At 66.1% G+C, this 25249-nt stretch carries 19 protein-coding genes; 12 read left to right on the plus strand and 7 right to left on the minus strand.

Features of this window, described 5'->3' with window-relative positions:
- Positions 1–15: 15 nt before the first annotated feature.
- A complete protein-coding gene (locus IEW01_RS05455; RefSeq protein WP_188526561.1) occupies positions 16–2046 on the minus strand; it encodes a TadE/TadG family type IV pilus assembly protein in 2031 nt (676 codons plus the stop codon).
- Between the two features lie 517 nt (positions 2047–2563).
- Here IEW01_RS05455 and IEW01_RS05460 point away from each other — a divergent pair.
- The 8 genes from IEW01_RS05460 (at position 2564) to IEW01_RS05495 (ending at position 13073) form a co-directional block, all read left to right on the plus strand.
- The gene (locus IEW01_RS05460; protein ID WP_188526562.1) at positions 2564–6562 is read left to right on the plus strand and encodes a PAS domain S-box protein; all 3999 of its coding nucleotides are present in this window, start codon (positions 2564–2566) and stop codon (positions 6560–6562) included.
- 195 nt (positions 6563–6757) lie between these two features.
- Positions 6758–6934, plus strand: a complete 177-nt coding sequence (locus tag IEW01_RS05465) for a Flp family type IVb pilin (protein ID WP_188526563.1) — start codon at positions 6758–6760, stop codon at positions 6932–6934.
- Positions 6935–7022: 88 nt separating this feature from the next.
- Entirely contained in the window at positions 7023–7454 is a 432-nt protein-coding gene (locus IEW01_RS05470) for a prepilin peptidase (RefSeq protein ID WP_188526564.1), read from the plus strand.
- Positions 7455–7487: 33 nt separating this feature from the next.
- Positions 7488–8258, plus strand: a complete 771-nt coding sequence (gene cpaB / locus IEW01_RS05475; protein ID WP_188526565.1) for a Flp pilus assembly protein CpaB — start codon at positions 7488–7490, stop codon at positions 8256–8258.
- A 41-nt stretch (positions 8259–8299) separates the two neighbouring features.
- Positions 8300–9550, plus strand: coding sequence for a CpaE/TadZ family protein (locus IEW01_RS05480; protein WP_188526566.1), 1251 nt, complete (start codon positions 8300–8302; stop codon positions 9548–9550).
- 191 nt (positions 9551–9741) lie between these two features.
- Positions 9742–11067, plus strand: coding sequence for a TadA family conjugal transfer-associated ATPase (locus tag IEW01_RS05485; RefSeq protein WP_229738083.1), 1326 nt, complete (start codon positions 9742–9744; stop codon positions 11065–11067).
- A 20-nt stretch (positions 11068–11087) separates the two neighbouring features.
- On the plus strand, positions 11088–12083 hold the full coding sequence (locus IEW01_RS05490; RefSeq protein ID WP_188526687.1) for a type II secretion system F family protein: 996 nt from the start codon (positions 11088–11090) through the stop codon (positions 12081–12083).
- Positions 12084–12095: 12 nt separating this feature from the next.
- Positions 12096–13073 (plus strand): type II secretion system F family protein, encoded by a 978-nt coding sequence (locus IEW01_RS05495; protein ID WP_188526568.1) that lies wholly within the window; start codon positions 12096–12098, stop codon positions 13071–13073.
- A gap of 101 nt (positions 13074–13174) precedes the next feature.
- Here IEW01_RS05495 and IEW01_RS05500 read toward each other — a convergent pair whose 3' ends face one another.
- Positions 13175–13525 carry an Hpt domain-containing protein gene (locus IEW01_RS05500; RefSeq protein WP_188526569.1) on the minus strand — a complete coding sequence of 117 codons (351 nt, stop codon included), beginning with the start codon at positions 13523–13525 and terminating at the stop codon, positions 13175–13177.
- Between the two features lie 56 nt (positions 13526–13581).
- Here IEW01_RS05500 and IEW01_RS05505 point away from each other — a divergent pair, with 56 nt between their 5' ends.
- The 4 genes from IEW01_RS05505 to IEW01_RS17675 all read left to right on the plus strand — a co-directional run bounded on the left by IEW01_RS05505 (position 13582) and on the right by IEW01_RS17675 (position 18069).
- On the plus strand, positions 13582–13854 hold the full coding sequence (locus IEW01_RS05505; protein WP_188526570.1) for a hypothetical protein: 273 nt from the start codon (positions 13582–13584) through the stop codon (positions 13852–13854).
- A gap of 54 nt (positions 13855–13908) precedes the next feature.
- The gene (locus tag IEW01_RS05510; RefSeq protein WP_188526571.1) at positions 13909–14886 is read left to right on the plus strand and encodes a sensor domain-containing diguanylate cyclase; all 978 of its coding nucleotides are present in this window, start codon (positions 13909–13911) and stop codon (positions 14884–14886) included.
- A gap of 92 nt (positions 14887–14978) precedes the next feature.
- A complete protein-coding gene (locus tag IEW01_RS05515) occupies positions 14979–15752 on the plus strand; it encodes an EAL domain-containing protein (protein ID WP_188526572.1) in 774 nt (257 codons plus the stop codon).
- 364 nt (positions 15753–16116) lie between these two features.
- Positions 16117–18069 (plus strand): calcium-binding protein, encoded by a 1953-nt coding sequence (locus IEW01_RS17675; RefSeq protein WP_229738084.1) that lies wholly within the window; start codon positions 16117–16119, stop codon positions 18067–18069.
- Positions 18070–18199: 130 nt separating this feature from the next.
- Here IEW01_RS17675 and IEW01_RS05525 read toward each other — a convergent pair whose 3' ends face one another.
- The 5 genes from IEW01_RS05525 to IEW01_RS05545 are packed head-to-tail and all read right to left on the minus strand — an operon-like array spanning position 18200 to position 25248.
- A complete protein-coding gene (locus IEW01_RS05525; protein WP_188526573.1) occupies positions 18200–19765 on the minus strand; it encodes an ABC transporter substrate-binding protein in 1566 nt (521 codons plus the stop codon).
- Positions 19766–19789: 24 nt separating this feature from the next.
- Positions 19790–20893: an S-methyl thiohydantoin desulfurase family protein gene (locus IEW01_RS05530; protein ID WP_188526574.1), complete on the minus strand. Its 1104-nt coding sequence runs from the start codon at positions 20891–20893 to the stop codon at positions 19790–19792.
- Positions 20890–22002, minus strand: a complete 1113-nt coding sequence (locus IEW01_RS05535) for an S-methyl thiohydantoin desulfurase family protein (protein ID WP_188526575.1) — start codon at positions 22000–22002, stop codon at positions 20890–20892. Before IEW01_RS05535 ends, IEW01_RS05530 begins: the two co-directional genes overlap by 4 nt.
- A complete protein-coding gene (locus IEW01_RS05540; protein ID WP_188526576.1) occupies positions 21995–23551 on the minus strand; it encodes a hydantoinase/oxoprolinase N-terminal domain-containing protein in 1557 nt (518 codons plus the stop codon). The genes IEW01_RS05535 and IEW01_RS05540 overlap by 8 nt, the downstream gene beginning before the upstream one ends.
- 20 nt (positions 23552–23571) lie before the next feature.
- The gene (locus IEW01_RS05545; RefSeq protein WP_188526577.1) at positions 23572–25248 is read right to left on the minus strand and encodes a dipeptide ABC transporter ATP-binding protein; all 1677 of its coding nucleotides are present in this window, start codon (positions 25246–25248) and stop codon (positions 23572–23574) included.
- Between the last annotated feature and the right edge of the window lies 1 nt (position 25249).

Consider the following 25249-nt stretch of genomic DNA (forward strand, 5'->3'; position numbering starts at 1 on the left):
GGGCACCGGGCCGGCTCATCGCAATAACGCCACCTGCCCGGCGCCTCCGGATTGCGGCAGGTTGCATTCCGACGCGACGGATGTGCCGCCGGACATGTTGATCTCGGCGCCGATCATCTGCAGGCAGCCGGATGCCCCTGCATTGGCGCTGGCGCCACCGGTCAGGCTGATCGGTCCGTTGGGGAAATAGAGCGCACCCGACATCTGGCTGCCGCTGGCCCCGGCCGCGAACAAGGCGCCTGCGGTGCGCGACGGATCAAGCGGCCCGATGATTGCCAGGTCGGTGAAGGGGCCGGATTGCGGCGCGGTAAAACGCACGTTGCTGTAGCCGGCGGTGAGGCAGAATGCCTGATCGCGGCAATTCCAACCTTTTGGCTCGATGCCGGCGGCGGAGATCATGAAGGTGGTGTCTGCCGCCTCGATGCTGATCGTCTCACCGCCGCACATCGCGCTGCCGCCACCGTTGCCGCCGAGATGCATGTATCCGTTCACAACGTAGAGGCCGGCGCCGAAGCGCACGGCGCCCGAGGCGACGATCGATCCGTTGATCTCGTGCAGTTCGGCCGCAGGGATCACGAGGCAACTGCCGCCGCCACCGCCGTCGATCCAGCCCGCGGCTTCAAAGACGCCGCCATCGGCGTCGCCCATGAAGGTCCGGGACCCCCCGCCGATCGAGATCGCGTCGCCACGGGTCGAAGGACCGAAGCGGAAGCTGTTGCCGGTTTCCGTGCCGAGCGTCATGACCGAGCCGCCACTGTTCCTGACCCCGCCCGGCAGGACGAATTCGCTGGGGCCGTCGAAAGACAGCTCGCTGGTGTTGCAGATGCTGTAGTACGCGCCGCTGCAATTCCGGGTCGACCGGCCGATGCGATAGGTGCCGGCGCCGAACTCGGTGATCGACCCGCCGCCGGTGTTGACGCCCTCGGCCACGTTGTAAATGCCGCCCGCAAAGGTCATCCGCGCACCATTGTTCCGGATGCCGCCAGAGAGGTTGTATACCGTCGCCTGCGGCGCCCCCGGATTGAAGAGCAGCTTCAGGCCGCCACCGAGCGTGACGTTTCCGATGTTCACGGTGGACAGGCCGGGGCAGGAAAAGGTCCATGTGCTGTTCGAACTTGAGAGGGAGGCGGTGCAACCGACGGCCTCGGCCTGGGCGATGGTGGCGCTCTGGTTCCAGCCAAAGTCGATATCGGGGCCTGTCGCCACGACCACGTCGTCCGGCGGAGAAAGGGCTGCGGTCAGGGCCATCTGGTCGCTGGCGAGCGTGATCGCATCGGTGCCGGCCAAGGGGTCGGGCGTGGATCGGCGAACGATCCGGGCCTCACCACCATCGGGCGCCGTGATGGTCTCGCAATGCTTGGGAAGCGGGTTCGTTCCGGCGTCGTAACTGAGCGACTCGGTGATGATGCTGGTGCCGCAGGGCGCCTCCACCTCGGCGTTCGATGCCACGGCGCATTGGTCCGAGCGCAACTCGGCGCCGCCGGACATGGTTATCCCGCTGCCATCGGGATCGAGGGCCTGGATGCAGGCCGGTGCGCCTCCAAGCGCGCCCGCCACCGCCGAGGCCACCACGTCGACGGAGGTGTCGCCGCCCACGAGGCGCGGCAGCAACAGCGGCTTGGGCGCGGTGATCGTCGCGCGGACGGCGTCTCCGGATGCGGTGGTGAAGGAGTTGTCGAGTTCCACGAGGATCTCGGAGTCGCTGAAGCCGTTCAGCCGCGCAACGCCCCGGGCGGCATCGACCATCGGGCCCGTGTCGCCGGTGCGGGCATAGGCGACGGCACCGGCGTGCGAGGCGAGATCGGCGGTGCGCTGCGCTTCGGCGCGCACGACGAGGAGTTGGCCGTATTCCAGCGCCAGCCCGGCGAAGCCCAGCAGCACCGGGATCGCCAGCCCGGCGATGACCGCGACCGCACCTGTCTCGCGCCTGAAAAAAGCCGCAACGGATCTGCCCGGCCGCGCGCCCCGAGGGGGCAAGGCGGCGGCCGCCAGATCCGTTGCGAACGACGACAGCGTCGGCCAGCTTTCCTTGAAGTCCAGCTCCATGTTTTTTGGTCCCGCCCTGTTCGTGGGTCTCTTCCGAGAAACGGGAAACCTGCATCGAACGATGAAGCAGGACTGTATCGGAAGCCGCCGCCGCACAGTAGCTGGCTGGATGGCCCGGCCTTATGGCCAGTCTGGTGCCATTTCGAATCGCGCATCCTGGAAAACACGGACATTGCGCGCCCGGCTCGCAGGATCAAACCCGGAACGGTGACCTCCTCGCCAGGGCGTTTGGCGGCCTGCCGGAAGGGGGCGATCCGCCGTCGGGAGGCCTTTCAAAAGGAACCATTGGCCGGATCGCCATCAAATGACTAGGCTGAGGCACACCTATGAATACGTCCAGGGAGCCATCCCATGCGTCATCGCCGGCACCTGATCGCCGCGCCACTACTCACCCAGAACGGGCAATTGCAGGTTCGAACTCGTCTCGGTCGAGGTCGGATCTCAGCCTGGTCGCGGCATGGCGAAAAGCGGTCTTCGTGCCAGACCAAGTGTCAGCAAGAAGGTCGAAGTGAACACCATGACGCCTGAAAACCAATTGCCGCGCTTCTCGTTCCTGTTGTTCGCGCCCCTCGTTCTGGTCATCGTCGTTGCCGCGTATGTCGGCGAGCGCCAGTCGGCCACGGAACGGTCGGACCAGCTTTGGAGCCGTGCCGAGACAGCCGCGGCCACGCTCTCGCGATCGCTGGAACAGTCGGCGTCGACCGCGTCGATCCTTTCATTGGCGACTTTTGGCCGAGCGGGCTGCGCCGATGCCTTGGCGACGGCGCAAGAGGCCTATTCCTTCGTCGGTCTCGTGCGGTCGGACGGGCGGCTTGTCTGCGTCGCCCCGGCGGGCGCGGTGGAACCGGATGTGGCGGATCGTTCGTGGTTTGCCGAAGTGAGCGAGACCGGCCGGGCGGCCTATGGCGGATACCGGGTGAACCCGGCGACGGGCGATGAGGTCATGGTCGTCGCGCATCCTGCCGGACCGGCCCTGGCCGACGACGCCGCGTTCGTCGTCGTGGCGGTCCGCCTGAGCTGGTTGGCGGAAGGCCTGATGGCCGGGATGCGCGAAGGCTCGGCGGGGCTTGTGGTCACCGATCCCTCCGATACCGTGATCGCCACCAGCCTCGACGATGTGCCCCGCGGCGCGCGCCTCGACACGCCCGACGCCGGCGGTCCTGTCCGCGCCGACCTCGCGGGATCGAGCCGCGACGTGGTCGTGCGTGACCTGCCCCTCGGAACCGGGGCCTTCCATGTCGTCGCGGTGGCACCGGCGCGCGGATTGATGACCGGAAGCCCCTGGATGTTCGCCGCGCTGGCGCTGGTGGTGCTGCTGTTCGGTCTCGCCGCGTTTGCCATCATCTGGCGGCGTTTGCCGCGCGACGAGGGCGGCCCGGGCGGGACCGCAGAGGCGAGCTGGCTGCCGGCGGAGCCGCACAACCTTGGCCCGAAGCTCGACGAAATGGATACGCTCCTCAAGACGCGAACCGTGGCGCTGAATGAAGCCTGCGAACTTGCCGGGCTCGGCACCTGGACACTCCTTCCGGATATGGAATCGGTTCGCACGATGGCGAACATGCGGGCGATCCTCGGGTTTCCCGATGACGAGGAGGTCGCGAGGATCGACACGTTCCGCGAGCGGATCGTGCCGGAGGACCGGGCCGTCTTTGATGCGGCCTTCGCGCGCAGCCTCGAAGAGCGGCAGATGATTGAAGCCGAGTTCCGCGCCATCGGCGCGGGCGGCGAGGTGCGTTTCTTGCGTGCCCGAACCGGGCCGAGCGGGGCGCTGCCCGATGACACGCAGGGCGGGATCTCCGGCATCGTTCAGGACATCACCGATCTCAGGCGCAACGAGACGGCGCTGGCGCGGTCGCTGAAGCTCGTCCGGCTCGCCGGCGAGGCCGCGCGCGTCAGCGGCTGGCGCTACGAAATCGCGACACGCAAGCTGAGCGGCACGCGCGATACGGCCAGGCTTGTCGGCCCCGAGGGCAGTGACGGGCTCATGATCGAGGACGTGATCGCACGCTTCATCGACGAGGAAGAGCGTATGCGGGTGGAGCGCGGATTCTGGACCTGCGTCGGCGCGGGCAGCCGCTTCGACGAGATCGGCAGGTTCCGCCGGCTGGACGGCAAGGAAACCTGGCTGCGGGTGATCGGCGAGGCGGAACGCGACACGTCCGGCAATATCGTTGCGGTCTACGGCGCAACGCAGGATGTCGGGGAAATGATGCGCGCCCGGTTCGCGGCGGAAGAGGTCCGGGAGCTCCTGCAGACGATCCTGGATTCGCTGGACGACGGTTTCGTCATCCACGACCATGACGGCAAGATCCAGTACATGAACCGCAAGGCGCACAGCATTCTGGGTGTGGCGGAGCTGAACCTCGTCGATCAGAACATCTGGCAGGATCTCCCCCCGGAGGTCGGTCCGCATTTCGAGCGGTTGGTCGGCGCGGCGCTGGAAACCGGCGAAAGCCAGAACTTCGAGGGCGAGATCGGCGTGAACGGGCACTGGATCGCCGTGGCTGTGCACCCGACACCCGCCGGCGTCGCGATCTATCTCAACGACGTGACCGAGGATCGCGAAGCACGCGAGCGTTTGCGCCTGCTCGACGCGGCGGTTTCGCGGCTGAACGACGTGGTGCTGATCACGGAGGCCAGCGAACTGGACCCACCCGGCCCCCGGATCGTCTTTGTCAACGACGCCTTCGAGAAGGATACCGGTTTCTCCCGCGAGGAAGCCTTGGGCGCGACCCCGCGCATCCTGCAGGGGCCCGAGACGGAAAAGGAGCGTCTGCAAGCGATACGAGAGGCCCTCGAAAACCATGGGCATGTGCGCACGGAACTCACGAATTACCGCAAGGACGGAACGCGGTTCACGTCCGAGATCGACATCAATCCGCTGTTCAACGAGGCAGGCGAATGCACACATTTCGTCGCCGTCCAGAGGGATCGAACCAGTCGCCAGGAGACCGAAAAGCGCCTGCGGGCGCGCGAGGAACAGTTCCGCCTTGCGAGCCTGGCCAGCCGCGACATCATCTGGGACTGGGACATGCAGACCGGCATCATCTGGAACAGCGAAGACTCCGATGAGATCTTCGGGCCGCTCGTTGCACAATGGCACATCGAGAAGGTGCCGGAGCGGCACATCGAGCACGTGCTGGAACGGATCCATCCCGAAGATCGGCTGAAGATCACCGAAAGCCTCGATGCCGCGCTGTCGGGCGACGCGGAGTCGTGGCGCTGCGAGTATCGGATCAGGGCGAAAGACGGCACCTGGCGATACCTGACAGACAAGGCCTTCATCCTGCGCGATGACGAAGGCACCCCGCGGCGCATGGTCGGAGCGATGTCGGACGTAACCGACATCCGGGCGCTCGACGCCCAGCTGCACCAGTCGCAAAAGCTTGAAACCGTCGGCCAGCTCACTGGCGGCATTGCGCATGACTTCAACAACCTGCTCACGATCATCCTGGGCAACTGCGACATGCTGCTGGATGACGTCGACGACGAGTCCGCGCTTCGCCCGCTGATCCAGTCGATCGAGGATGCCGCCGAGCGGGGCGCCCGCTTCTCCAGCGATCTGCTGGCTTTCTCGCGGCGGCAACCGCTCGAACTGCGGCCGACCGACATCAACGACCTCATCAGGCGGTCGTCGAGCCTGTTCAGCCGGGCCGTCGATGCCAGCGTGGAGATCGAGTACGAGTTGACCGATTCGCCCACGGTGGCCCACGTCGACCCCGACAAGATGCAGGCGGCGCTGCTCAACCTTGTTCTCAACGCGATGGCCGCGATCAAGGAGGACGGGCGCATCATCGTCAGAACGCGGCGGGTGCTGGCCAAGGAAGGCGACTTGCCCAGCGATTGCGATCCCGGCGAATACATCGAAGTCGACGTTGCCGACGATGGCAGCGGAATGTCGCCGGAGGTTGTGGAGCACGCGTTCGAACCGTTCTTCACCACCAGGGAGCCGGGTGTCGGGACGGGAATGGGCCTCAGCTCCGTCTATGGCCTGGTGAAGCAGTCCGGCGGCCACGCCGGCATCGTGTCGGAACCGGGCAAGGGCACGACCGTCACGCTCAGCCTTTCGGTGGCCGACGAGGCGGAAATCATCGATATCGAAGGCACCCCGAAAGCGCACCATCGCGGCGGAGGCCAACGGATTCTCGTCGTCGAGGACGACACCGAGCTCCGGTCCTTCGTGTGCACGATCCTCAGCCGAATGGAATATCGCCTCGTCGAGGCCAAAGACGGGTCCGAAGCCCTCAAGATGTTGAAAAAAGAAGACGATTTCGACCTTCTGTTCACGGATATCGTGATGCCGGGCAGTATCAACGGCGTCGAACTCGCCCGCAAGGCTCAGAAGCTCCACCCCGGCCTCAAGGTTCTTTTCACCTCGGGCTACGCCCGGGAGACCTTGTCGAAGGAACGGCAGGCACCGAGCGACATTCCGATGCTTCACAAGCCCTTCCGCACGAACGATCTGGTCGTGAAAGTGCAGGACGTCCTGTCGAACGACGCCGAACCCGACAGCTGATGCCGCGCGCCTGCCCGGGCCGCCGTATCGTCCTGACCAGATGGCTAGGCCAGCAAGCCAGCTAGTTTCCAGCCCGCACGGGTCTCATCTTCCATCGCAGACGCTTACACGTCCAGGGCGATCAGGGCTTCGGGATTCGAAGCCTCCGGCCCTGCCGGCTCGGCCGGGTAACCATGCGAAGAAAGAAGGCAACCCATGCTGCAACTTATTCAGAACTTCAAACGCAACGAGTCAGGTGCCACCGCCATCGAGTATGGCCTGATCGCCGCTCTCGTCGCCGTGGCTCTCATCACCGCGCTCACGACGCTCGGCACCGATCTGGCCGGCATCTTCGGTGATGTTTCGACAGAACTGAACGCCGCCGGCAACTGATACGTCTGACGCGGTTCCAGGGCCGCGCCGCGATCGCCGCCAAAAACGGCGAGGCGCGGTGCGGCAACGGCCGGTGCGGAAAAGGAACATGGCGGAGAGCATCCTGATCCTTGCATCCATCTGGTTCATCGGCGGACATATTTTCGCCGCCGCCAGGGATGCGGGGCGGATGCGCTTTCTCAACGCCCTCATCCTGTTTCTCCTCGCAGGCTACGCGATCACCGTCGCGCAATGGCAGCCGAATTGGGCCGACCTTGCCGTCGGAGCCGCGATCCTCGCGGGCGGCACGATTTTTTTCGCACGCGGATGGATGGGCGGTGGCGGCGTGAAGCTGTTTGCGGTGACCGGGCCGCTGACCCTGTCGAAGATCAGATGCCGCGCCGTCGGCGCGCATCGCCTCGCGGGCGGCCGGATCGCCGCCCTGCACGATCCGATGGGGCGCGAGCCCCGCGGAATTGCCATTGCGACGGCTGCCATCGCCATCGCGTTCCTGCGGCCGGGGGCCCTCTTGGCGGGCTGAACGATCTCGTGTGCCGCTGCTCGGAGGACCGACATGCTTAGACCTCTCATTTTGCTGATTGCCCTCGGGGCCGGCGGCGCCGCCGCGTGGGTCGCGGCGCAGGAAACCACGCCGGAACCCGTCGCCGGTGAGCAGGCACCGGCGACCGTCAACATGACCGCGGTTCTCGTCGCGGCGCAGGACCTTGCGCGCGGGGTCGAAGTGACGGCGGAGGCTTTGCGGTGGCAGAACTGGCCGTCAGATAACGTCCCGGCCACGTTCATCGAGCGCACGGCGCGGCCCGATGCTCTCGGGGAACTGGCGGGGCATTTCGCCAGTCGCCCGATCTCGGCCGGCGAACCGATCGCGGACGAGACCCTCTCGCCGCAGCCGAACGGTTTTCTGGCCGCGACGCTCAGGCCCGGAAAGCGGGCGGTGGCGATTCACGTGAGCGCCCAGAGCACGGCCGGCGGGTTCATCCTGCCCAACGACCGGGTCGATGTGCTGCACACCGTGAAGGCATCGCGTGAGCCGGGGGCCGGAGAAGTTCACAGCCGCACCATCCTCAGGGGCGTCCGGGTTCTGGCGATCGACCAGACGACCGACGACACCGAGTCCGGCACGGTCCTGGGCAAGACCGCGACCCTGGAACTGACCGATCCGCAAGTCGAAGCCGTCACCGCCGCCGAAGCGACCGGCACGCTTTCACTCTCGCTCCGGCCGCTGGATGAGCCTCCGGGCGCAGCGTCGATGGCGATCATGGAGCCGACCAAGACGATCCGCGTCCGCCGCGGAACCACCATCGAGGATGCCGTGATCAACTGACGCCGAACCATCGTCGCACCGTTTTGGCAAAGGAACTGAAGATGAAACATGCCGCAATCCAGATCGACGAGGGAACCGACGACGACCGCCCGCAGGCGCCGTCGAGCGTCCGCGTGCCGCACCTGACGGCGGCCGCGTTCTGCCTGACGGCCGCGACGCGTGGCGCGATCGAGCGTGCGAGCTCGGATCGTCGGCTGACCCGGGTCAAGACGGAGGTGAGCGACGGCGGGATCGCCCGGTTGCGCCGGGCCTTCGAAACCCGTCCGACGCCGTCTCTCCTGGTCGTCGAGGTCTCGACCACCGGTGAAGCCCTGTTGAACGAACTCGATGCGCTGGCCGAGATTTGCGATCCCGAAACCAAGGTGGTGGTGATCGGCGCCGAGAACGATATCGCCCTTTACCGCAAACTGATGAAGCGGGGGATTGCGGAGTATCTCGTCGGCACGATCACGCCTCTCGCCTATGTCGCGACGGTCCAGAAGCTGTTCGGGCAGGAGTCGGCGACGAAGCTCGGAAAAGTCTATGCCTTCGTCGGCGCCAAGGGCGGGGTCGGCGCCTCGACCCTTGCACAGAACGTCGCCTGGACCCTTGCCGAGGAACAGGCCAGCCAGACGTTGCTGCTCGATCTCGATTTCAGGTTCGGATCGGCCGCGGTCAACCTCGACCTGAAACCGGTGACGGGGCTGGAGAAATACGTTGGCGAGCCCGACAAGCTCGACGCGGCCCTTCTCGACCGGCTGATCGTGCAGCGCGGCGAATACCTGAGCGTTCTGCCCGGTTTCGACGACGCGCTCGGCGATGTCGATCCCGCGCCGAATGCGGTCGAGCGGCTGATCGAGATCGCCCGGGCGTCGTTCCCGCACGTGGTGGTCGATCTGCCGCACGAGTGGTCGTCCGCCAGCCGCGATGCCCTGACATCGGCGGACGAGGTGATCGTCGTCGCCGCGCCCGATCTGCCAAACCTGCGCAACACGCGGGCGCTCATGGAGCGGCTGCGCGCGCTGCGCCCGAACGATGCGCCGCCGCGGGTCATCCTCAACGGCTGCCGGGTGCCCCGGCGCAAGGAAATCGCCGCCGACAAGTTCGCCAAGAGCATCGGCGTCGAGGCTTGCGCGACCATCGCCTTCGATCCGGCGACGTTCGGAGCCGCCGCGGCCGAAGGGCGCGCGATCCGTGAACAGGCGCCGCGCAGCAAGGCGCAAGGCTCCGTTCGTGACCTCGCGTGGAAACTGACCGGGCCAGGCAGGGTGCGGCCGCGCGGCCGGCTGCGCACGCTGCTCGGACTTGGCTGAAAGAGAAACCGCATCACCCCCACCCGCAACCTGAGAGAACCCTGATGTCAAAACCCTTTGGAAAACGAACGGCGCTGAACAATGCGCAGGAGGTTCCGCCGTCCGTCTCCGAGAGGAAGCGGGCAGCAGGGGAGCCCGAGCGTCGTTCGAACAGCCCGGCCCCCCGGCTGACGCGGCCGCAGGAAGCGCCGGTGCCGCAACGGCCCGTCGTGGCGACGGTGACGTCGCCGGAAACCGCCGCCGAATACGCCGACCTGAAGAAGGAGATCTTCGGCGCGCTGATCGAGTCGATCAACATCACCGAACTCGGCCGGCTGGATCTGCAGGCCGCCCGGCGCGAGGTGGGCGGCGTTGTGAGCGAGATCCTGGCCGCCAAGCGCGCGGTGCTGTCGACCAGCGAGCAAGCCGAGCTGACGGAGGAAATCTGCAACGACGTCCTCGGTTACGGCCCCCTGGAGCCACTCCTGGCGCGCGACGACATCGCCGATATCATGGTGAACGGCACCGACCGCATCTACATTGAGGTGGGCGGCAAGGTGCTGCAGACGAACATCCGCTTTCGCGACAACGAACAGCTCCTCAACATCTGCCAACGCATCGTCAGCCGCGTCGGTCGCCGTCTGGACGAGTCCAGCCCGATCTGCGACGCGCGTCTGCCGGATGGCAGCCGTGTCAACGCGATCGTGCCGCCGCTGGCGATCGACGGCCCGAGCCTGACGATCCGGCGGTTCAAGAAGGACAAGCTGCGCCTCGACCAACTCGTCGAGTTCGGGTCGATCACGCCCGAAGGCGCCGAGATCCTCAAGATCATCGGCAAGGTTCGCTGCAACGTGCTGATCTCGGGCGGCACCGGGTCCGGCAAGACGACACTTCTGAACTGCCTCACGAAATACGTGGGCGAGGACGAGCGGATCGTCACCTGCGAGGATTCGGCGGAGCTTCAGCTTCAGCAGCCGCACGTGGTCCGGCTCGAAACCCGGCCGGCGAACGTCGAGGGCACCGGCGAGGTGACGATGCGCGACCTGGTGAAGAACTGCCTGCGCATGCGCCCCGAGCGGATCATCGTCGGCGAGGTGCGCGGCCCCGAGGCCTTCGATCTGCTTCAGGCGATGAACACCGGCCACGACGGTTCGATGGGCACGCTGCACGCCAACAACCCGCGCGAGGCGCTTTCGCGCCTGGGCGCGATGATCACGATGGGCGGCTTCGACCTGCCGTCGCAGACGATCCTGCAGATGGCGGTCTCGTCCATCGACGTCATCATCCAGGCCGCGCGCCTGCGCGATGGCTCGCGGCGGATCACCCACATTACCGAAGTGCTGGGCATGGAGGGCGAGGTCCCGATCCTGCAGGACATCTTTGTCTACAAGATGCTCGGCGAAGACGAGGACGGGCAGATTGTTGGTCGCCATCAATCCACCGGCATCGGGCGACCGGCGTTCTGGGACCGGGCCCGGAATTTCGGAGAAGACGAACGACTGGCGCGCGCGCTCGAAGCGTCCGCGGTCTCGAACTGAAGCAGCACATGGCAGAGGATATGGCCCAATTCGATCTCTCACTCCTGATCCTGCCGCTCGTCGCGCTGGCGGTGGCCGGGCTGATGCTGACGCTCTTTCTGCCCTTGATCGAGGCGCGCGAGCGGCGTCAGCGCCGGATCTCGCTGGCGCTGGGCGCAGGCCGCAGCGAAAGCGGGCCCGCCGCCGTCGGCGGGAAGGCGGCGACCCGCCGCAAGGCGATCGAGAAGACGTTGAAAGAGATCGAGGAACGGCACAAGGCGCGCAGGAACCAGCGGCGCCGGCCGGGTCTCGAGCGGCGTTTGCGCGAGGCGGGCCTCGGCTGGAAACCCTTTGGCTACTGGCTGATCTGCGCGGTCACAGGTGCCGCCGCCTTCGCCATCTCGCTGGGCACCGGGCCGCTGATCGCCGTCGGCATCGGTCTGGCCGCCGGGCTGGGATTGCCGCACCTCTACGTCGAGTTCCTGCTGCGGCGGCGGCTGGCCGCATTCGCCGCGGGCTTTCCCGACGTGATCGACGTGATTGTCCGGGGCGTTCGCGCGGGGCGTCCGCTGGCGGATTGCCTGGCCATCGTCGCGGCCGACACCGAGGAACCGATCCGCAGCGAATTCCGGCTGGTCGTCGAGGACCAGTCCGTGGGTGTTCCCGTCCAGGAGGCGGTCGACCGGCTGGCCCATCGGGTGCCGCTTCAGGAAGTCGGGTTTCTGGCCATCGTGGTCTCGATCCAGAACCGCGCCGGCGGCAGCCTCACCGAGGCGCTCAGCAACCTGTCGACGGTTCTGCGCGGGCGCCGTCAGCTGCACGCGAAGGTCAAGTCGATGAGCGCGGAGGCCAAGACCTCGGCAGGGATCATCGGCTCGCTTCCGGTGATCGTGGCGGGCCTCGTTCACCTGACGAGCCCCGAGTATCTCGCGGTTCTCTACCAAACCAATCTCGGCCTCACCGTGCTTGCCGCCTGCGCCACCTGGATGGCGATCGGAGTCTTCGTGATGCGCCAGATGATCAACTTCGACATGTGAGGGAGACAGGACATGCCTTTTGAACTGACGACCCCGCAGGTCCAGCAGGCGATGATCATGCTCACGGCGCTCGCGACCGTCGCCGCCGTCCTGGTCGCCGCGTGGCCCTGGATCGCCCGCGACCGGATGGCGGAGCGGATCAGGCTGGTCGAGAAGGGGCCCCGGCAAGCGCCCCGCGACGCGCGGGCGCGCAGCGGCGCGCATGGCGCCGCGCGCTCGCTCCTCTTCGCCAAGGAGCCGAACCGGATCTTCGCCGGGATCGTGGAAAGGCTGAGCCTGGCACGTTTGACCGACGAAGGCGGGGCATCGAAGCTTCTGCGGATGGCGGGCCTGCGCGGACAGGCCCCGCTGGTGGCCTTTCTCGCCTCGCGGCTGATCGCGGCGGTGGCGATGCCGGGTATCGCCTTCGCCTATATCACGCTCGTGGTGCAGCCGGACCTGCCGCTGCCGATCATCGCCGCCATGGCGTCGGTGGGCGCTGCCATCGGGTTCTGGCTGCCCAAACTCTATGTCCACAACCTGATCGCCAAGCGGCAGAGCAGCCTGCGCCGCAGCTGGCCCGACGCGCTCGACCTTCTGCTGATCTGCGTCGAGTCGGGGATGAGCAGCGAGAGCGCCTTTCGCAAGGTGGCCGAGGAGATCGGCGCGCAGTCGCGCGAACTGGCCGAGGAAATGTCGCTGACCACCGCCGAGCTCGCCTATCTTTCCGACCGCCGCCAGGCCTACGAAAACCTCGGCACGAGAACCGGGCTGGACAGCGTCAAGGCCACGGTCATCGGCCTGATCCAGTCCGAGAAATACGGCACCTCGCTGGGTCAGACTCTCCGGGTTCTGGCCAAGGAGAGCCGCGACTTCCGCATGGCCGCGGCCGAGAAGAAGGCGGCGTCGCTCCCGCCCAAGCTGACGGTTCCGATGATCCTGTTCTTCCTGCCGGTTCTGTTCGCGGTGATCGCGACTCCGGCGGTCATTCAAGCGGTCGGGGGGCCATGACAATGACGGTTCCAACCAACGCGACCGGCTTCAATGCCGCAACCGGCCCGTCCGGTTATCCATCGGGCCGCGCGCCAGTCGGCGAAGCCCGCGTATGCCGTTCACCCCGGCGGGTTCTCTGCAACGCGCGCCGCCTGCCGCGTCCAGCGTTCGAGAGCGGCGGCGATGCCGTGGCCTTGCCGCACCGCTTCGTCGAGATCGGCGGACGCTTCCGCGAGCGCGGGAAAACCGAAGAGTCCGGCCCGACCGGCGGTCTGGTGAGCCAACTCGCGCAGCGTTGCGTGATCGGGCCGATCCGTTCCGATCCGGGCGAGCTGCCCGGCCAGATCGCTGCGAAACGTGCAAAGGCGGTTCCGCGCCCCCTCGGTGCCGAACACCGCGCAGGCCTCCTTCCAGGCATCCCGGTCCTGCACGTTTTCAACTGCTTGCCGGCTCCGGTCGCGTTCCAACATGCGCATTCCCGTTCGGTTCCTTTCAACAAGTTATTCAAAAAATGCGGGGAATTACAATGAAATACCCGAAATTTCTCGTGCCGGTGAAAGCCACGCTCGAAAACGGAAGCCAGCACTTCGGCGGCGTCCATGTCCGGCAGAACCAGCGAATTCTCGATGTGCTTTGCGACGAACGGTCTTTCATCCCGTTCAAGCTGCGCGAACGGACCGTTCTGCTGAACAAGTCCAAGCTGGTGCAGCTGGACCTGCTGGACCTGACCGAGATCGGGGAAATGAAGGACGTGCTGCCCGAATTCGATCTGAACTACCTGAACGCGAACGACTGGTGAAACTGACTGGGCGTCGTCCGCTTACCCCCTCATGAAAGGGAGCGTTGACAGACCATGACAACCAAACCTGACAAACTCGCGGACGAAGTTGGCCGGATGAAGGCTCTCATGCGCCTCGATGCGCAAACCTACAGTTCCGAAACCAGCTTCGATCTTATCACCAGGCTGCTCCAGCTCATCCTCGGGATGGAGATGGTCACCATCAGCCTGATCACTTCAGACAAGCAGATCCTGAGGGCGCAACAAGGGCTCGACATGGAGGAGAGTTCAAGGGAGGCGGCGTTCTGCAATATCGCGATCCGCAGTTACGAGCCGCTCGTGATCGAAGACACGCACCAGGACGCGCGCGTGCGCGACAATCCTTTCGTGACGGGGCCGCCCTTCTTGCGCAGTTACATCGGCGCGCCGCTGACAACGGCGGACGGATACAACCTGGGCACGATCTGTGCATTCGAAACCAAGCCCCGTCAGTTCACCGAGCGCGAGACCAGGATGATTGGCAAATGCGCCAAGCTCGTCATGGACCAGTTGGAACTGCGCAGCCAGGCCAACCGGGATCCCCTCACCAAGGTCGCCAACCGGCGCAGCTTCGAGCGCGGACTGAACCGGGAACTGGCGCGGCTGCGCCGCCGCCCGGGCACCGCCGTCGTGGCCTTCCTCGACATCGACTACTTCAAGCGGGTGAACGACACCTACGGCCACCCGGTTGGCGACCGTGTCCTGCGCGAATTCGCCGCCCTCGTCTCGGAGCAATGCCGCGAGAACGACCGAGTCGCCCGCCTTGGCGGTGAGGAATTCGCCGTTTTGTTGCCGGACACCGATCTTCCGGCCGCCCGGATCTGGGCAGAACGCATGCGCTGGAAAGTATCCAAAACCCGGTTTGCCGGACGCGACGCCGTGAAGGTGACGGTGAGCGTGGGGCTGGCCGCGCTCGACGAAACGCAAACCTCGTCAGAAGCCATAACGCTCGCGGCCGACCAGGCCCTTCTGGAAGCGAAGCGGCTGGGGCGTAACCGCGTGGTCGCACCATGATGATGAGCCGCGCTTTTACATCGTCCGGACGTGTGTTGCCGCACCCGACTTCAAACTCGAGTTACATTCAAAAGGGAGCCGCGATGAACGCGATGCAGCCGAAACCGGTAGAGACCGCCGATCTTACGAGAGCCTTCGAGAACGGCGACCTGCTGCTGCACTACCAGCCCCAGGTGAATGCCGAGCGACGCTGGCCCGAGATCCTCGGATACGAAGCGCTTTCGCGCTGGCCGCTCCCGGACGGGAGTTTCGTCCCGCCGGACCACTTCATTCCGGTGGCCGAGGCTTGCGGGCTGGTGACGGAGCTCGACATCTGGGTGATCGACTCGGTCTGCGAGGAGCTGGCCCGGACGAAGGCGGCCGGCGTGTCGCGCAGCATCGGCATATCGGCCAATGTCAGCACGGCGCAGTTCGGCCAGCGGTTCTTCGCGCAATCCGTGGCCGACATCCTGACCCGAACGCAAGTCGACCCGGCGCTCCTGACGCTGGAGATCACCGAAAGGGCCGCCCTCGACCAGAACGAGGAGACGCGTGAGAACGTCTACGCGTTTCGCGAGATGGGTGTCTCACTGTCGCTCGACGATTTCGGCACCGGCTACTCGTCGCTTCTCCACCTCAAGACGCTGCCGATCCAGGAGATCAAGCTCGACCGCAGCCTCGTCAGCGATCTCCCACAGCGGCAACGCGACGCGATGATCGTGAGCGCCACGATCGGCCTGGCATCGGCGCTGGGCCTGCGGGTGGTGGCGGAAGGTGTGGAGCTGGCGTCCCAGGCCAATTGGCTGCGGGCGAACGGCTGCCATTCGATCCAGGGGTTCCTTTACGGACACCCGGCTGCCCGACAGAGCGACGCGATCGCCGCCTGACCCGCGCCGGCGGGACGGCCACGCGCGCCGTTTGAAGTGCCTTGACGTCAGACAATCGCCCGCCCGCGACCTGCCGCAGGAATGCGCGGGGTCGCGGGGCGAGGTGTTGATCCATGAAAAACCGCCCGTTCGACAGGGCGAAACCAAACTGGAGTAGATGAATGGACCACTTTTTCAAATCGGACGGGAGCGAACGCGCGGTGACTGCCGAGCCGACGTTCGGCCCGCCCTGGCATGTGTTTCACACCGGCCCGCCCGATCTCCTTGAACTCGGGCCGCTGCCCGAGGCTGTCGCGGCGCCGAGCCGATACTCAGGCTGTTTCCCGCGTGCGGGGAACGGCGGCTTCCGCGGTGGAGCAAGCTGATGGCCCCCACCCGACCGATAGCAGACAACACCATCCGCGATGATTTCACCACCGACTTCATCCAGGGCGGGCGTGACAACGATCACCTCATTCACCACCGCGATCCCAGTGTCGGCGGGCATGATGGCACGGGCCTGGCCTCCTTCTATGGCGACGACATCCTCGAAGGGTCGGTGCCCGATGGTGGCCAGATCCACATGTACGCGGGCAAGGGTGACGACTGGCTGATCCTCGATGTCACCAAGGTTTCCGAAGCCATCGGGATGCAGGGCCATCACGCCTATGCCGGGCATGGCCAGGATACGTTCCAGTTCACCAATATCGGGGAGAACCTTTCCCCGATCGTTGGCCGTCTCGATGATTTCGATCCGACTTCGGACCATATCCTCATCGAGGACACCGAGATCGACCTGACCGATCTGCCGCAGAGCGTCACCTTGCCGGGCGGCGGGTCGGTCGAGGTTCGGGTGATCGAGATCGAACATCCGGAATTCCTCGTCGAGGAACTCGGCAGCCAGTATTTCCTCGCCATCGGCGAAGATATTTTCTACGCCCTCGACGGCGCGCGCGATCTTCAGAACGGAACCTCCGGCCTGACCGGGGAGGAGCGCCACTTCCTCCGCCCTCCCGCCCTGGAAACGCTCCGGTCGGCGGAGACGGTGCAGTATGAAAACCCCAAGAATTTCGTTCCGCGCGAGTTCTACGAAGACCGCGAAGATGACCTGAACCTGAACTGGTATCCGGATGGTGACGAGGTCTTTGCCGAGACCGGCGACAAGACCGCGGCGCATATGTTCGGCGGCAAGGGCAATCCGGACGCCCCCAGCGCGTCGGGCGCCCAGGTGATGCACGGCAGCGACGGCGATGACGTGATCGACGGCAATACCGGCAACGACACGATTTCCGGCGGTCCCGGCGATGACCTGATCGCCGGCGGCATCGACAATGACGTCGTTCATGGCGGCGCAGATGACGACATGGTCTGGGGCGGCGATGGAGACGATGAACTCCACGGCGATAGCGGGGATGATTACCTGCACGGCGGCCGGGGCGATGACGTTCTGTCTGGCGGCGAGGGGGACGACACGCTGGCCGGCGGCGGCGGCAACGACACGCTCGAAGGCGGCGGCGGGGAAGACGCGATCAACCGCTTCCACTTCTACGAGGAAGGCGGCCACGATGTCATCCTCGACTTCAAGGTCGGCCTCGACCTGATCACGCTCCAGGACGACATCGACCCGGTGACCGTCGAGCTTTTTGAGAACGAAGATGGCAACACGGTCCTGAATTACGGCGAAACCGGCTCGGTCGAGTTGAGCGGCGTGCCGCTTGCGAGCTTCCAGGAGGCCGCGGAGACCAGGGCGGAAGAAGACGATCCGATCATCACGATCACACCCGATCCGGAAGAGGAAATGCTCCAGGCGTACCGGGTCGAGAGCGGGTTCTATGGCGACGAGGCCCCGCCGGACCTCGAGGTCGAGGGGCTGCAGTACGGCGCCACCGCGTTCCGGGATTCCGGGCCGGGCGGCTACACCTATGTCGAGGAGCACGAGATCGACGAAGGGTCTGATGAGGATAATCCACCCGATACCGACGATGAGCAGGAAGGCAGCTACCTGGATGACCTCCCGAAGATCTCCTCGAGCGAAGAAGACCAGGAAAAGCCCGCCGAGGAAGCTCAGGAGATCGAGGTTGGAACCTGCTTTGTCGCGACCGCGGCCTACGGCGACCCCTGGCATCCGGACGTGGTGTTCCTGCGCGCCTTTCGGGATCAATGGCTGGTGCACCGCGCCTGGGGACGGGCCTTCATCGCGTTCTACTGGCGGGTTGGCCCGATAATCGCGGGGCCGGTGCGGCGCAGGCCCGGCCTCGCTCGCCCTTCGAAGGCGCTGATCTCGGGGATCGTCGGCCTCTTGCGCAAGGTCTGGGCCGGAGCAGGCACCGAGGCCTGAGAGATCCCGGTTTTTCCACCGCCCATCCGCTTTGGCCAACGCCCAATGGCAGCGGTCAAGGAGCCTGAAACCAACGTGGCCCGCCTTGGGGGGCGGGCCACGGGTAATCGGCGATGCGGTCGGACAGGCGTTATTCGCAGGTCCAGTAATAGCGCGAGAAATCGAACTCGACGCTCTGCATCGGCACCCAGTCGAAGCCTTCGAGGCAGACGTGCATGGCGTGACGCTGGCTCTGGGCGAGCAGGGGAATGGTGCGCTGGTCTTCGTTCAGCCGGGTGTAGATCTCGCGGTAGAGCGCGTTCTGGGCGTCCAGGTCGGTTTCCTGTCGCGACTGGGTGATCAACTCGTCGATCTCGTCGTCGAGCACCCAATCCATCGAGGCCCAGGTGCCGGCGGCATCGGAGTGATACTGCACGTAGAACACCGAGTCGGGCGACGGGTAGGTCGGGCCGTAGAAGATCTGGTTGAAATGCGGCGTGGTTTCGACCGAGGAGGCAATCTCGGTGATGCGGTTCCACGGATCGGGCTGGAGCGTGAGCTCGATGCCGATCTGCGACAGGTTCGCCGCCATCAGCAGCGCGATTTCTTCCTCGAACGCGGTATTGGCCACGTAGCCGTGCACCAGCTGGATCGGTTCGCCGGTGAAATAGGGCGATTTTTCCAGTTCGGCGCGCGCCGCCTCGAGATCGAACACCGGGGCGCTCACCCCTTCGGGCACCGCGTCGGCGAAGATGTTGGCCAGCGGGCCTTCCATCACGCCGCCGGGGAAGATCACGTTGCGGATCGTGTCGTAATCGGTGGCGAGGGCGATCGCGCGGCGCACGTGGACATCGTCGGTGGGCGCGAGCTGGTTGTTGACCTTGAAGTAGAAGCCGGTTGCCGTGGCGGCCTCGATCAGCCGGTAATCGTCCTGCGCGGCAATGCCTTCGTAGGTTTCGTTCGACTGGTATTGCGACGACATGCCAAGTTCACCGCGCCGGGCGAGCGACCGGACGGTGGATTCGTCCCGGGTGACAATGAAGCGGACTTCGTCGATCGGGCGCTGGTTGGGCCAGCCGGCGTGGTAGGCTTCGTTGCGCGCAAGCGTCATCTCGCTGCCGCGCACCCAATCCTTGAGCACGTAAGGCCCGGCGCCCGCCGGGGTTTCCGCGAGGAACAGCTCGCCCCAGGGATCGTCGTCGCTGACCTGCACGGCCTCTTCGTTCACCACGAAGAGCAGGGGCGTGACGGTGAGGAAGGGCGAGAACACCTTGGACAGGGTGAACTCGACCGTCCGATCATCCACGGCGCGCACGTTGTCGGCTTCGAGAATATCGGCAAAGAGATAGGCCGGTCCGTCGTTGAGGGTAAGCAGGCGCTGCACCGAGTAGACCACGTCGGAGGCTTCCACCGGGGAGCCGTCGGTGAAGGTCGCGCCGTCGGCGAGGGTGAAGGTATAGGTCAGGTTGTCGTCGGCGATTTCCCAGCTCGCGGCGAGCTGCGGCTGAACGCTGCCGTCGGGCATCACCGCGGTGAGCGCGTCATAGAGGTTCACCGCCGCCATGTACTCGGTGTAGTCGGTAACCTTCGAGGGGTCGATCGTGCCGACGATCTGCACGATGTTGACGCTGATGCTCACGGCGTCGTCTTGTGCTGCGGCCGGCAGCGGCGCGGTGAGCGCAAGCGCAAGCGCGGTGGATGTCAGATATCTCTTCATGGTTGGTTCTCCTTGTTGGTCGGGTTATGCGGCACGGTGTTTCCCTGCCAGTTTTTCAAGCGGTTCGAAGGCGTGCGGGTAGCCGAAGTAACCCGGCCCTGCGAGCGCCTGGCCGCCGGGGGTGCGCCATTGCGGATCGGCGGGCAGGCCGATGAGACGCAACCCGAGGCCGTAGCGCAGCGACTCGGTCGTGACCGGCAGGCCGCCATCGGCGTCGAGGGCGCAGATCAGGTCGGGCGTCAGCGCAAGCGGCCGGCCCTCGTCGTCTTCGAGGCAGAGAAACTCGTTCTGGAACGAGAGTTTGAACTCCCGGCCCTGATCGGCGTCGAGCCCGCGCAGGCGGGCCACGCCGCGCGCGAAGCCCCCGGTCGTGCGCCGTTCGATATCGATCACCCGGGCGGTGCAAAGGTCATAGCCGTTGCAGCGCTCGATCAGCGCGTCGCCGGGGTGGCGATTGGCGCGGCGTTCGGTCAGGATCGTGTGGCCGACCTCGCGCACGAGAGAAAGGGTGCCGTGCAGCAGCCCCTTCTTCATCTCCGCTCCGCTCATAGGATAGAGCGCCACCAGCGCCGCGCCGCCCATCTCGACGGTTACGGCGCGCGCGAGGCGCTCGGTCCAGAGGTTCGAGATCGCGTTGAGCACGCCGGAATTGCCCTTGTCGTCGGCGATCACCATCGGCGTGGCGGCGATGTCGTGCAGGGTGAGGCTCACCATCTGCAGCTCGGGGAAAGCCCGGCCCATGCCATCGCCGTCGATCAGCTTCAGGCCGGTATGCGCAGCCACCGCGAAGGGGATGGTGGAGTTCAGCCCACCCGCCTCGATGCAGATCAGGTAGTCCGCCTTGCGGCCGAGATAGTCTTCGAGCGCGCTCAGCGCGTCGAGCGCCTCGTCGCCGCTGGGCAGCTTCTCGACCATCACCGTCGGCGCGCCCATCATGCAGACCGGCACGCAAAGCGCGTCGTCCGGCACCTCTTCACCGGGCACGACCTCGACCGACACGTTCTCGCGTTCCATGATCGAGCGGGCCATGAGTTTTCCGATATAGGGGTCACCGCCGCCGCCGGTGCCCAGGAAGGCGCCTCCGAGCGCGATTTCCTCCATATCGTCGGGACCAATGAAAAAGCTCATTGAGCGGCCTCCTTTGTGGGAATGGGTTGAAAGACGATCTCGGGGTGGCCGAAGGCCGCCGGCCCGATCACGTCGAGCGCGTCATTGGTTCGCAACAGCGGGTGGCTGGGCAGCGCCAGCACCGCGACGCGCTGACCATAGCGCAGCACCTCGGTGGTAAGCGGCAGGCCCGAGTCGAGATCGAGCACCACCACGAGATCGGGTACGCAGACCTCGACCTCGCCATCCCGGCTGAAGATCAGGAACTCGTTCTGGATCACGATCTCGGCCTTCGAGCGGGACCAGCCTTCCACCCCCTCGATCTGGGCCACGCCGACGTTGAAGCCGCCTTTGAAATGGCGCTTGAGGTCAACGATCTTGCCCGAGAACAGATGGTTGCCGCCCTCACGCTCGCAGATCGCCGCGATCGGGTCGGCGTGGGCCCGGCGCGCCTCGATCACGGCGTGGCCGAGCTCGATCGCCTGGGTGTAGGTGTGGGGAATCGCGTAGCGCTTCATGAACGCGCCCGACATCGGCGCCGAGGCCATCACCGAGGCGCCGCCTTGCGCCACGACGCAGGCCCGCGCCATGATCTCGTGCCATTTCTCGCTGATCGCGTGGTCGAAGATCACCACGTTCCCGTGCGGGTCACACATCACCGAGGGCGTGGTTTGGTGGCCGTAGATCGCGTAGCTGGTCATCTGCATTTCGGGAAAGGCGCGCCCCATGCCATCGCCATCGACCACGGCGAGCCCGGCGAGCGCCCCGGTGACGAGCGGCTCCATCGAGTTCTGCCCGCCGATCTCCTCGCAGCCCACCGCGTCGGCGGTGAAGCCGAGGCGCTGTTCCAGGGCGCGCAGGCTGCGCAATCCCTCGCGCCCCTCCTTGATCCGCTCGAACGACACCAGCGGCGCTCCGATGCCGCCGATCGGCACCACCTGGGCGTCGTCGGCCAGCTGGTCGAGCGGCTGGATGCGCAGATCGTAGCCCGCGCGCAGCACTTCGCGGGCGCGCAGCTTGCCGATGTAGGGATTGCCGCCGCCACCGGTGCCGAGGATGCCCGAGCCGATCTCGAGCGCTTCGAGGTCGGTCTCGTCGAGGCTCCAGGTGCCGTCCGCGCGTTCACGCATCGAGGCCACCCATATCGCCAACCACCTTGACGTGAATGCGGGTGGCGTTGCCCGGGAGGTAGGCAAGCGGCACGTCCTCGCGCTCGATCACTTCAAGCGTTTCGGCCACTGCGCCAGCCCGGATCGCGATCTCGCGCGCCTCCTCGTCGGCATCGCCCAGGCATTCCTCGCGGGTGCGCTTGTCGAGGGCGAAGATCCGGTCGACCTCGCCCGAGATCTGGGCGATCGCCGCGCCGACGGCGTTGGCGACGGCGAAGTTTTCCGGCCGCAGCACTTCGAGGCCGCCGATCTGGTCGGGGGCAAGGATCGAGCCACCGCCAACCGCGATCACCGGCAGGGGTTCGGGGCTGATGCGGCTGCGTTCCACCGCGGTTTCAAGCATCTCGGCGATGCGGGCACGGACCGCAGCGATATAGTCGGGGTCGAGGTCGGCCACGGCGGATTTGTCGCCGATGTCGGCCGCGCCCGAGGCCACGGCGATGTCGGTGCAGGTGAGCACCTCGCCACCGAACACCCGGGCCTCCGAGGTGAGCCTGTAGCCCACCGATTGCGGCCCGACCTTGAGGCTCTCGCCCTCGCCCGAGACGATGGTTCCACCGCCAAGGCCGATGGAGAAGACGTCCGGCATCCGGAAGTTGGTGCGCACGCCGCCGACGTCGACCACCGTGGAGGCCTGCCGCGGAAAGCCCTTCTGCAGCGCGCCCACGTCCGTGGTGGTGCCGCCGATGTCGATGACGATGGCGTCTTTCACCCCGGTGAGGAAGGCCGCGCCGCGCATCGAGTTGGTCGGGCCGGAGGCGAAGGTGAGCACCGGGAACCGGCGCACGGTGTCTGCCGCCATCAGGGTGCCGTCGTTCTGGGTGACGAAGAACGGGCAGTGCAGCCCGGCGCCCTTGAGCGCGTCGCCGAAGGCGGTGACGGTCTTGTCGGCGAGCGAGAGCAGGCTTGCGTTCATGATCGCCGCGCTTTCGCGCTCAAGCAGGCCGATCCGGCCGATCTCGCTGGACAGCACCACCGAAAGCCCCGGCACCGCCTCGGTGAGGATCTTGCGGGCCTCTTCCTCCATGTCGCGGTTGATCGGCGAGAACACCGACGACACGGCGGCGGCGCGAATGCCCTTGGCCACGATCTCGTCGGCGATGCGGCGCAGGCCATCGGTATCGAGCGGGGCAATCTCGCGGCCATCGAACTCGTAGCCGCCGTGCAGCAGGTAGCGGTGTCCGCCAACTTCCTCGACAAGATCGGCGGGCCAGTCGACCATCGGCGGCAGGCAGGCCGTCGCGGGCAGGCCGAGGCGGATCGCGGCGACCTGGTCGAGCGCGCGGCGTTCGATCACCGCGTTGGTGAAATGGGTCGTGCCGATCATCGCCACGTCGATGGCATCGCGCGCGATGCCGGCCGCTTCGATGACCGCTTCCAGCGCGGCGGCGATACCCGACATGACGTCCTCGGTCGTGGTGCGCTTCACGCCCGCGAGCACCTTGCGCCCATCCAGGATCACGGCATCCGTATTGGTGCCCCCGACATCGATACCAAGTCTCAAGACCATTTCTTTTTTCTCCTTCAAGCTCATGCCGCCGAGGACACGAGGAACCTTTTCTTCTCGGCTTCGGTCACCACCGGCTTGGCGGCGTCCTCCGCGTCGGTGATGACGGGGACCGCGGCGATCAACGCGCGGGTATAGGGGTGCCTGGGATCGGCGAAGACCTCGGCGGGGGTGCCCTGTTCCACCACCTCGCCGCGCAGCATCACCGCGATATGGGAACAGAAGTTGCGCATCAGCGAGAGATCGTGGCTGATGAACAGGTAGGTCAGGCCCAGGTCGCTGCGCAGCTCCTCGAGCAGGGTGATCACCCGCTTCTGCACCGAAACATCGAGCGCCGAGGTCGGCTCATCGAGGACGATGAGCTTGGGGTCGGCGGCGAGCGCGCGCGCGATGGCGATGCGCTGCTTCTGCCCGCCGGATAGCTCGTGCGGGTAGCGCGAGGCGAAATGCCGGGGCAGGTCGACCCGTTCGAGAAGTTCGTCGGTGCGGCGCGCCCGCGCGGCCTTGTCGAGCCCGGCGAAGTGGAGCGGCACGTCGAGCGTCTGGGCGACGGTGCGTTTGGGGTTCAGCGAGGTGCCGGGGTTCTGGTAGACGATCTGCGCCATGCGCCGGTCGATCCGGCCCTCGGCATGGTCGGTCAGGCGCACGCCGTCGATGACGATCTCGCCTTCCGTGGCGCCGAGCATCCCCATCACCATGCGCGCGAGCGTGGTCTTGCCCGAACCGCTCTCGCCGGCAATGCCGAAGATCTCTCCGCGCGGAACCTCGAGGCTCACGTTGCGCACGGCGTCGACGGTTTCGTCGCGCCGCAGCAGGTGGCGCCGGGTGAAGCGCTTGGAGACGTTTTCGAGCTTCACCAGTGGCGGCTCGCCGGACAGGGGCTGGTCCTTTACCGCCGCGCCGTAGAGCGGTGGAATGGCGCCGATCAACTCGCGGCAGTAATCGGTTTGCGGGGCTTCGAAGATCTGCTTGAGCGGGCCGTGTTCGACGATCACGCCCTTGCGCATGACGTAGACGTAATCGGCCGTCATACGCACCACGCCGAGGTTATGCGTGATCATCAGCAGCGAGAGCCCTTCCTCCGTCACCAGATCGTTGATCAGCCGCAGAATCTCGTCCTGGGTGGTCACGTCGAGGGCGGTTCCGGGCTCGTCGGCGATCAGCATCGCGGGACGGTTCATCAACGCCAGCGCGATCAGCACGCGCTGGCGCATCCCGCCGGAGAGCTGGGCCGGCCAGGCGGCGATGACCCGGTCGGGATCGGCGAGCTGCACCTTGCGCAGCACCTGGCGGATATGGGCGGTGCGCTCGGCCCGTCCACGCCGCCGGCCGGCGCGCCGGTCGGCCCAGTAGAGCACGCTGTCGAGGTGGTGGCCGATGGTGAAGACCGGGTTGAACGAGGACAGCGGGTCCTGCATCACCACCGACATCTCGATGCCCTTGAGCTTTTCGCGCTCGCGGTCGGGCCGGGTGAGCAAGTCGGTGCCGCGCCAGAACACCTGCCCGCTTTCGACGCTTGCGTTGCCCGGCAGGGTGTTGAGCACGGTCTTCGAGGTGACCGATTTGCCGGAGCCGGTTTCACCGATGAGCGCCACGCGCTGGCCTTCGCCAACCTTCAGCGAGACGTCGCGCAGCACGTGGGTGCGCTGGCCGTAGGAGGTGAACGACACGTTGAGGTCGCGGATATCGAGCAGTGCCATC

This window comes from Sinisalibacter lacisalsi, assembly GCF_014640115.1.
GTDB classification, from domain to species: Bacteria; Pseudomonadota; Alphaproteobacteria; order Rhodobacterales; family Rhodobacteraceae; genus Sinisalibacter; species Sinisalibacter lacisalsi.

Bases quoted from the DNA above. Each gene is read 5' to 3' on its own strand.
- IEW01_RS05455 (WP_188526561.1), bottom strand. From the start codon at position 2,046: ATGGAGCTGGACTTCAAGGAAAGCTGGCCGACGCTGTCGTCGTTCGCA.
- IEW01_RS05460 (WP_188526562.1), top strand. From the start codon at position 2,564: ATGACGCCTGAAAACCAATTGCCGCGCTTCTCGTTCCTGTTGTTCGCG.
- IEW01_RS05465 (WP_188526563.1), top strand. From the start codon at position 6,758: ATGCTGCAACTTATTCAGAACTTCAAACGCAACGAGTCAGGTGCCACC.
- IEW01_RS05470 (WP_188526564.1), top strand. From the start codon at position 7,023: ATGGCGGAGAGCATCCTGATCCTTGCATCCATCTGGTTCATCGGCGGA.
- cpaB (WP_188526565.1), top strand. From the start codon at position 7,488: ATGCTTAGACCTCTCATTTTGCTGATTGCCCTCGGGGCCGGCGGCGCC.
- IEW01_RS05480 (WP_188526566.1), top strand. From the start codon at position 8,300: ATGAAACATGCCGCAATCCAGATCGACGAGGGAACCGACGACGACCGC.
- IEW01_RS05490 (WP_188526687.1), top strand. From the start codon at position 11,088: ATGGCCCAATTCGATCTCTCACTCCTGATCCTGCCGCTCGTCGCGCTG.
- IEW01_RS05495 (WP_188526568.1), top strand. From the start codon at position 12,096: ATGCCTTTTGAACTGACGACCCCGCAGGTCCAGCAGGCGATGATCATG.
- IEW01_RS05500 (WP_188526569.1), bottom strand. From the start codon at position 13,525: ATGTTGGAACGCGACCGGAGCCGGCAAGCAGTTGAAAACGTGCAGGAC.
- IEW01_RS05505 (WP_188526570.1), top strand. From the start codon at position 13,582: ATGAAATACCCGAAATTTCTCGTGCCGGTGAAAGCCACGCTCGAAAAC.
- IEW01_RS05510 (WP_188526571.1), top strand. From the start codon at position 13,909: ATGACAACCAAACCTGACAAACTCGCGGACGAAGTTGGCCGGATGAAG.
- IEW01_RS05515 (WP_188526572.1), top strand. From the start codon at position 14,979: ATGCAGCCGAAACCGGTAGAGACCGCCGATCTTACGAGAGCCTTCGAG.
- IEW01_RS17675 (WP_229738084.1), top strand. From the start codon at position 16,117: ATGGCCCCCACCCGACCGATAGCAGACAACACCATCCGCGATGATTTC.
- IEW01_RS05525 (WP_188526573.1), bottom strand. From the start codon at position 19,765: ATGAAGAGATATCTGACATCCACCGCGCTTGCGCTTGCGCTCACCGCG.
- IEW01_RS05530 (WP_188526574.1), bottom strand. From the start codon at position 20,893: ATGAGCTTTTTCATTGGTCCCGACGATATGGAGGAAATCGCGCTCGGA.
- IEW01_RS05535 (WP_188526575.1), bottom strand. From the start codon at position 22,002: ATGCGTGAACGCGCGGACGGCACCTGGAGCCTCGACGAGACCGACCTC.
- IEW01_RS05540 (WP_188526576.1), bottom strand. From the start codon at position 23,551: ATGGTCTTGAGACTTGGTATCGATGTCGGGGGCACCAATACGGATGCC.
- IEW01_RS05545 (WP_188526577.1), bottom strand. From the start codon at position 25,248: ATGGCACTGCTCGATATCCGCGACCTCAACGTGTCGTTCACCTCCTAC.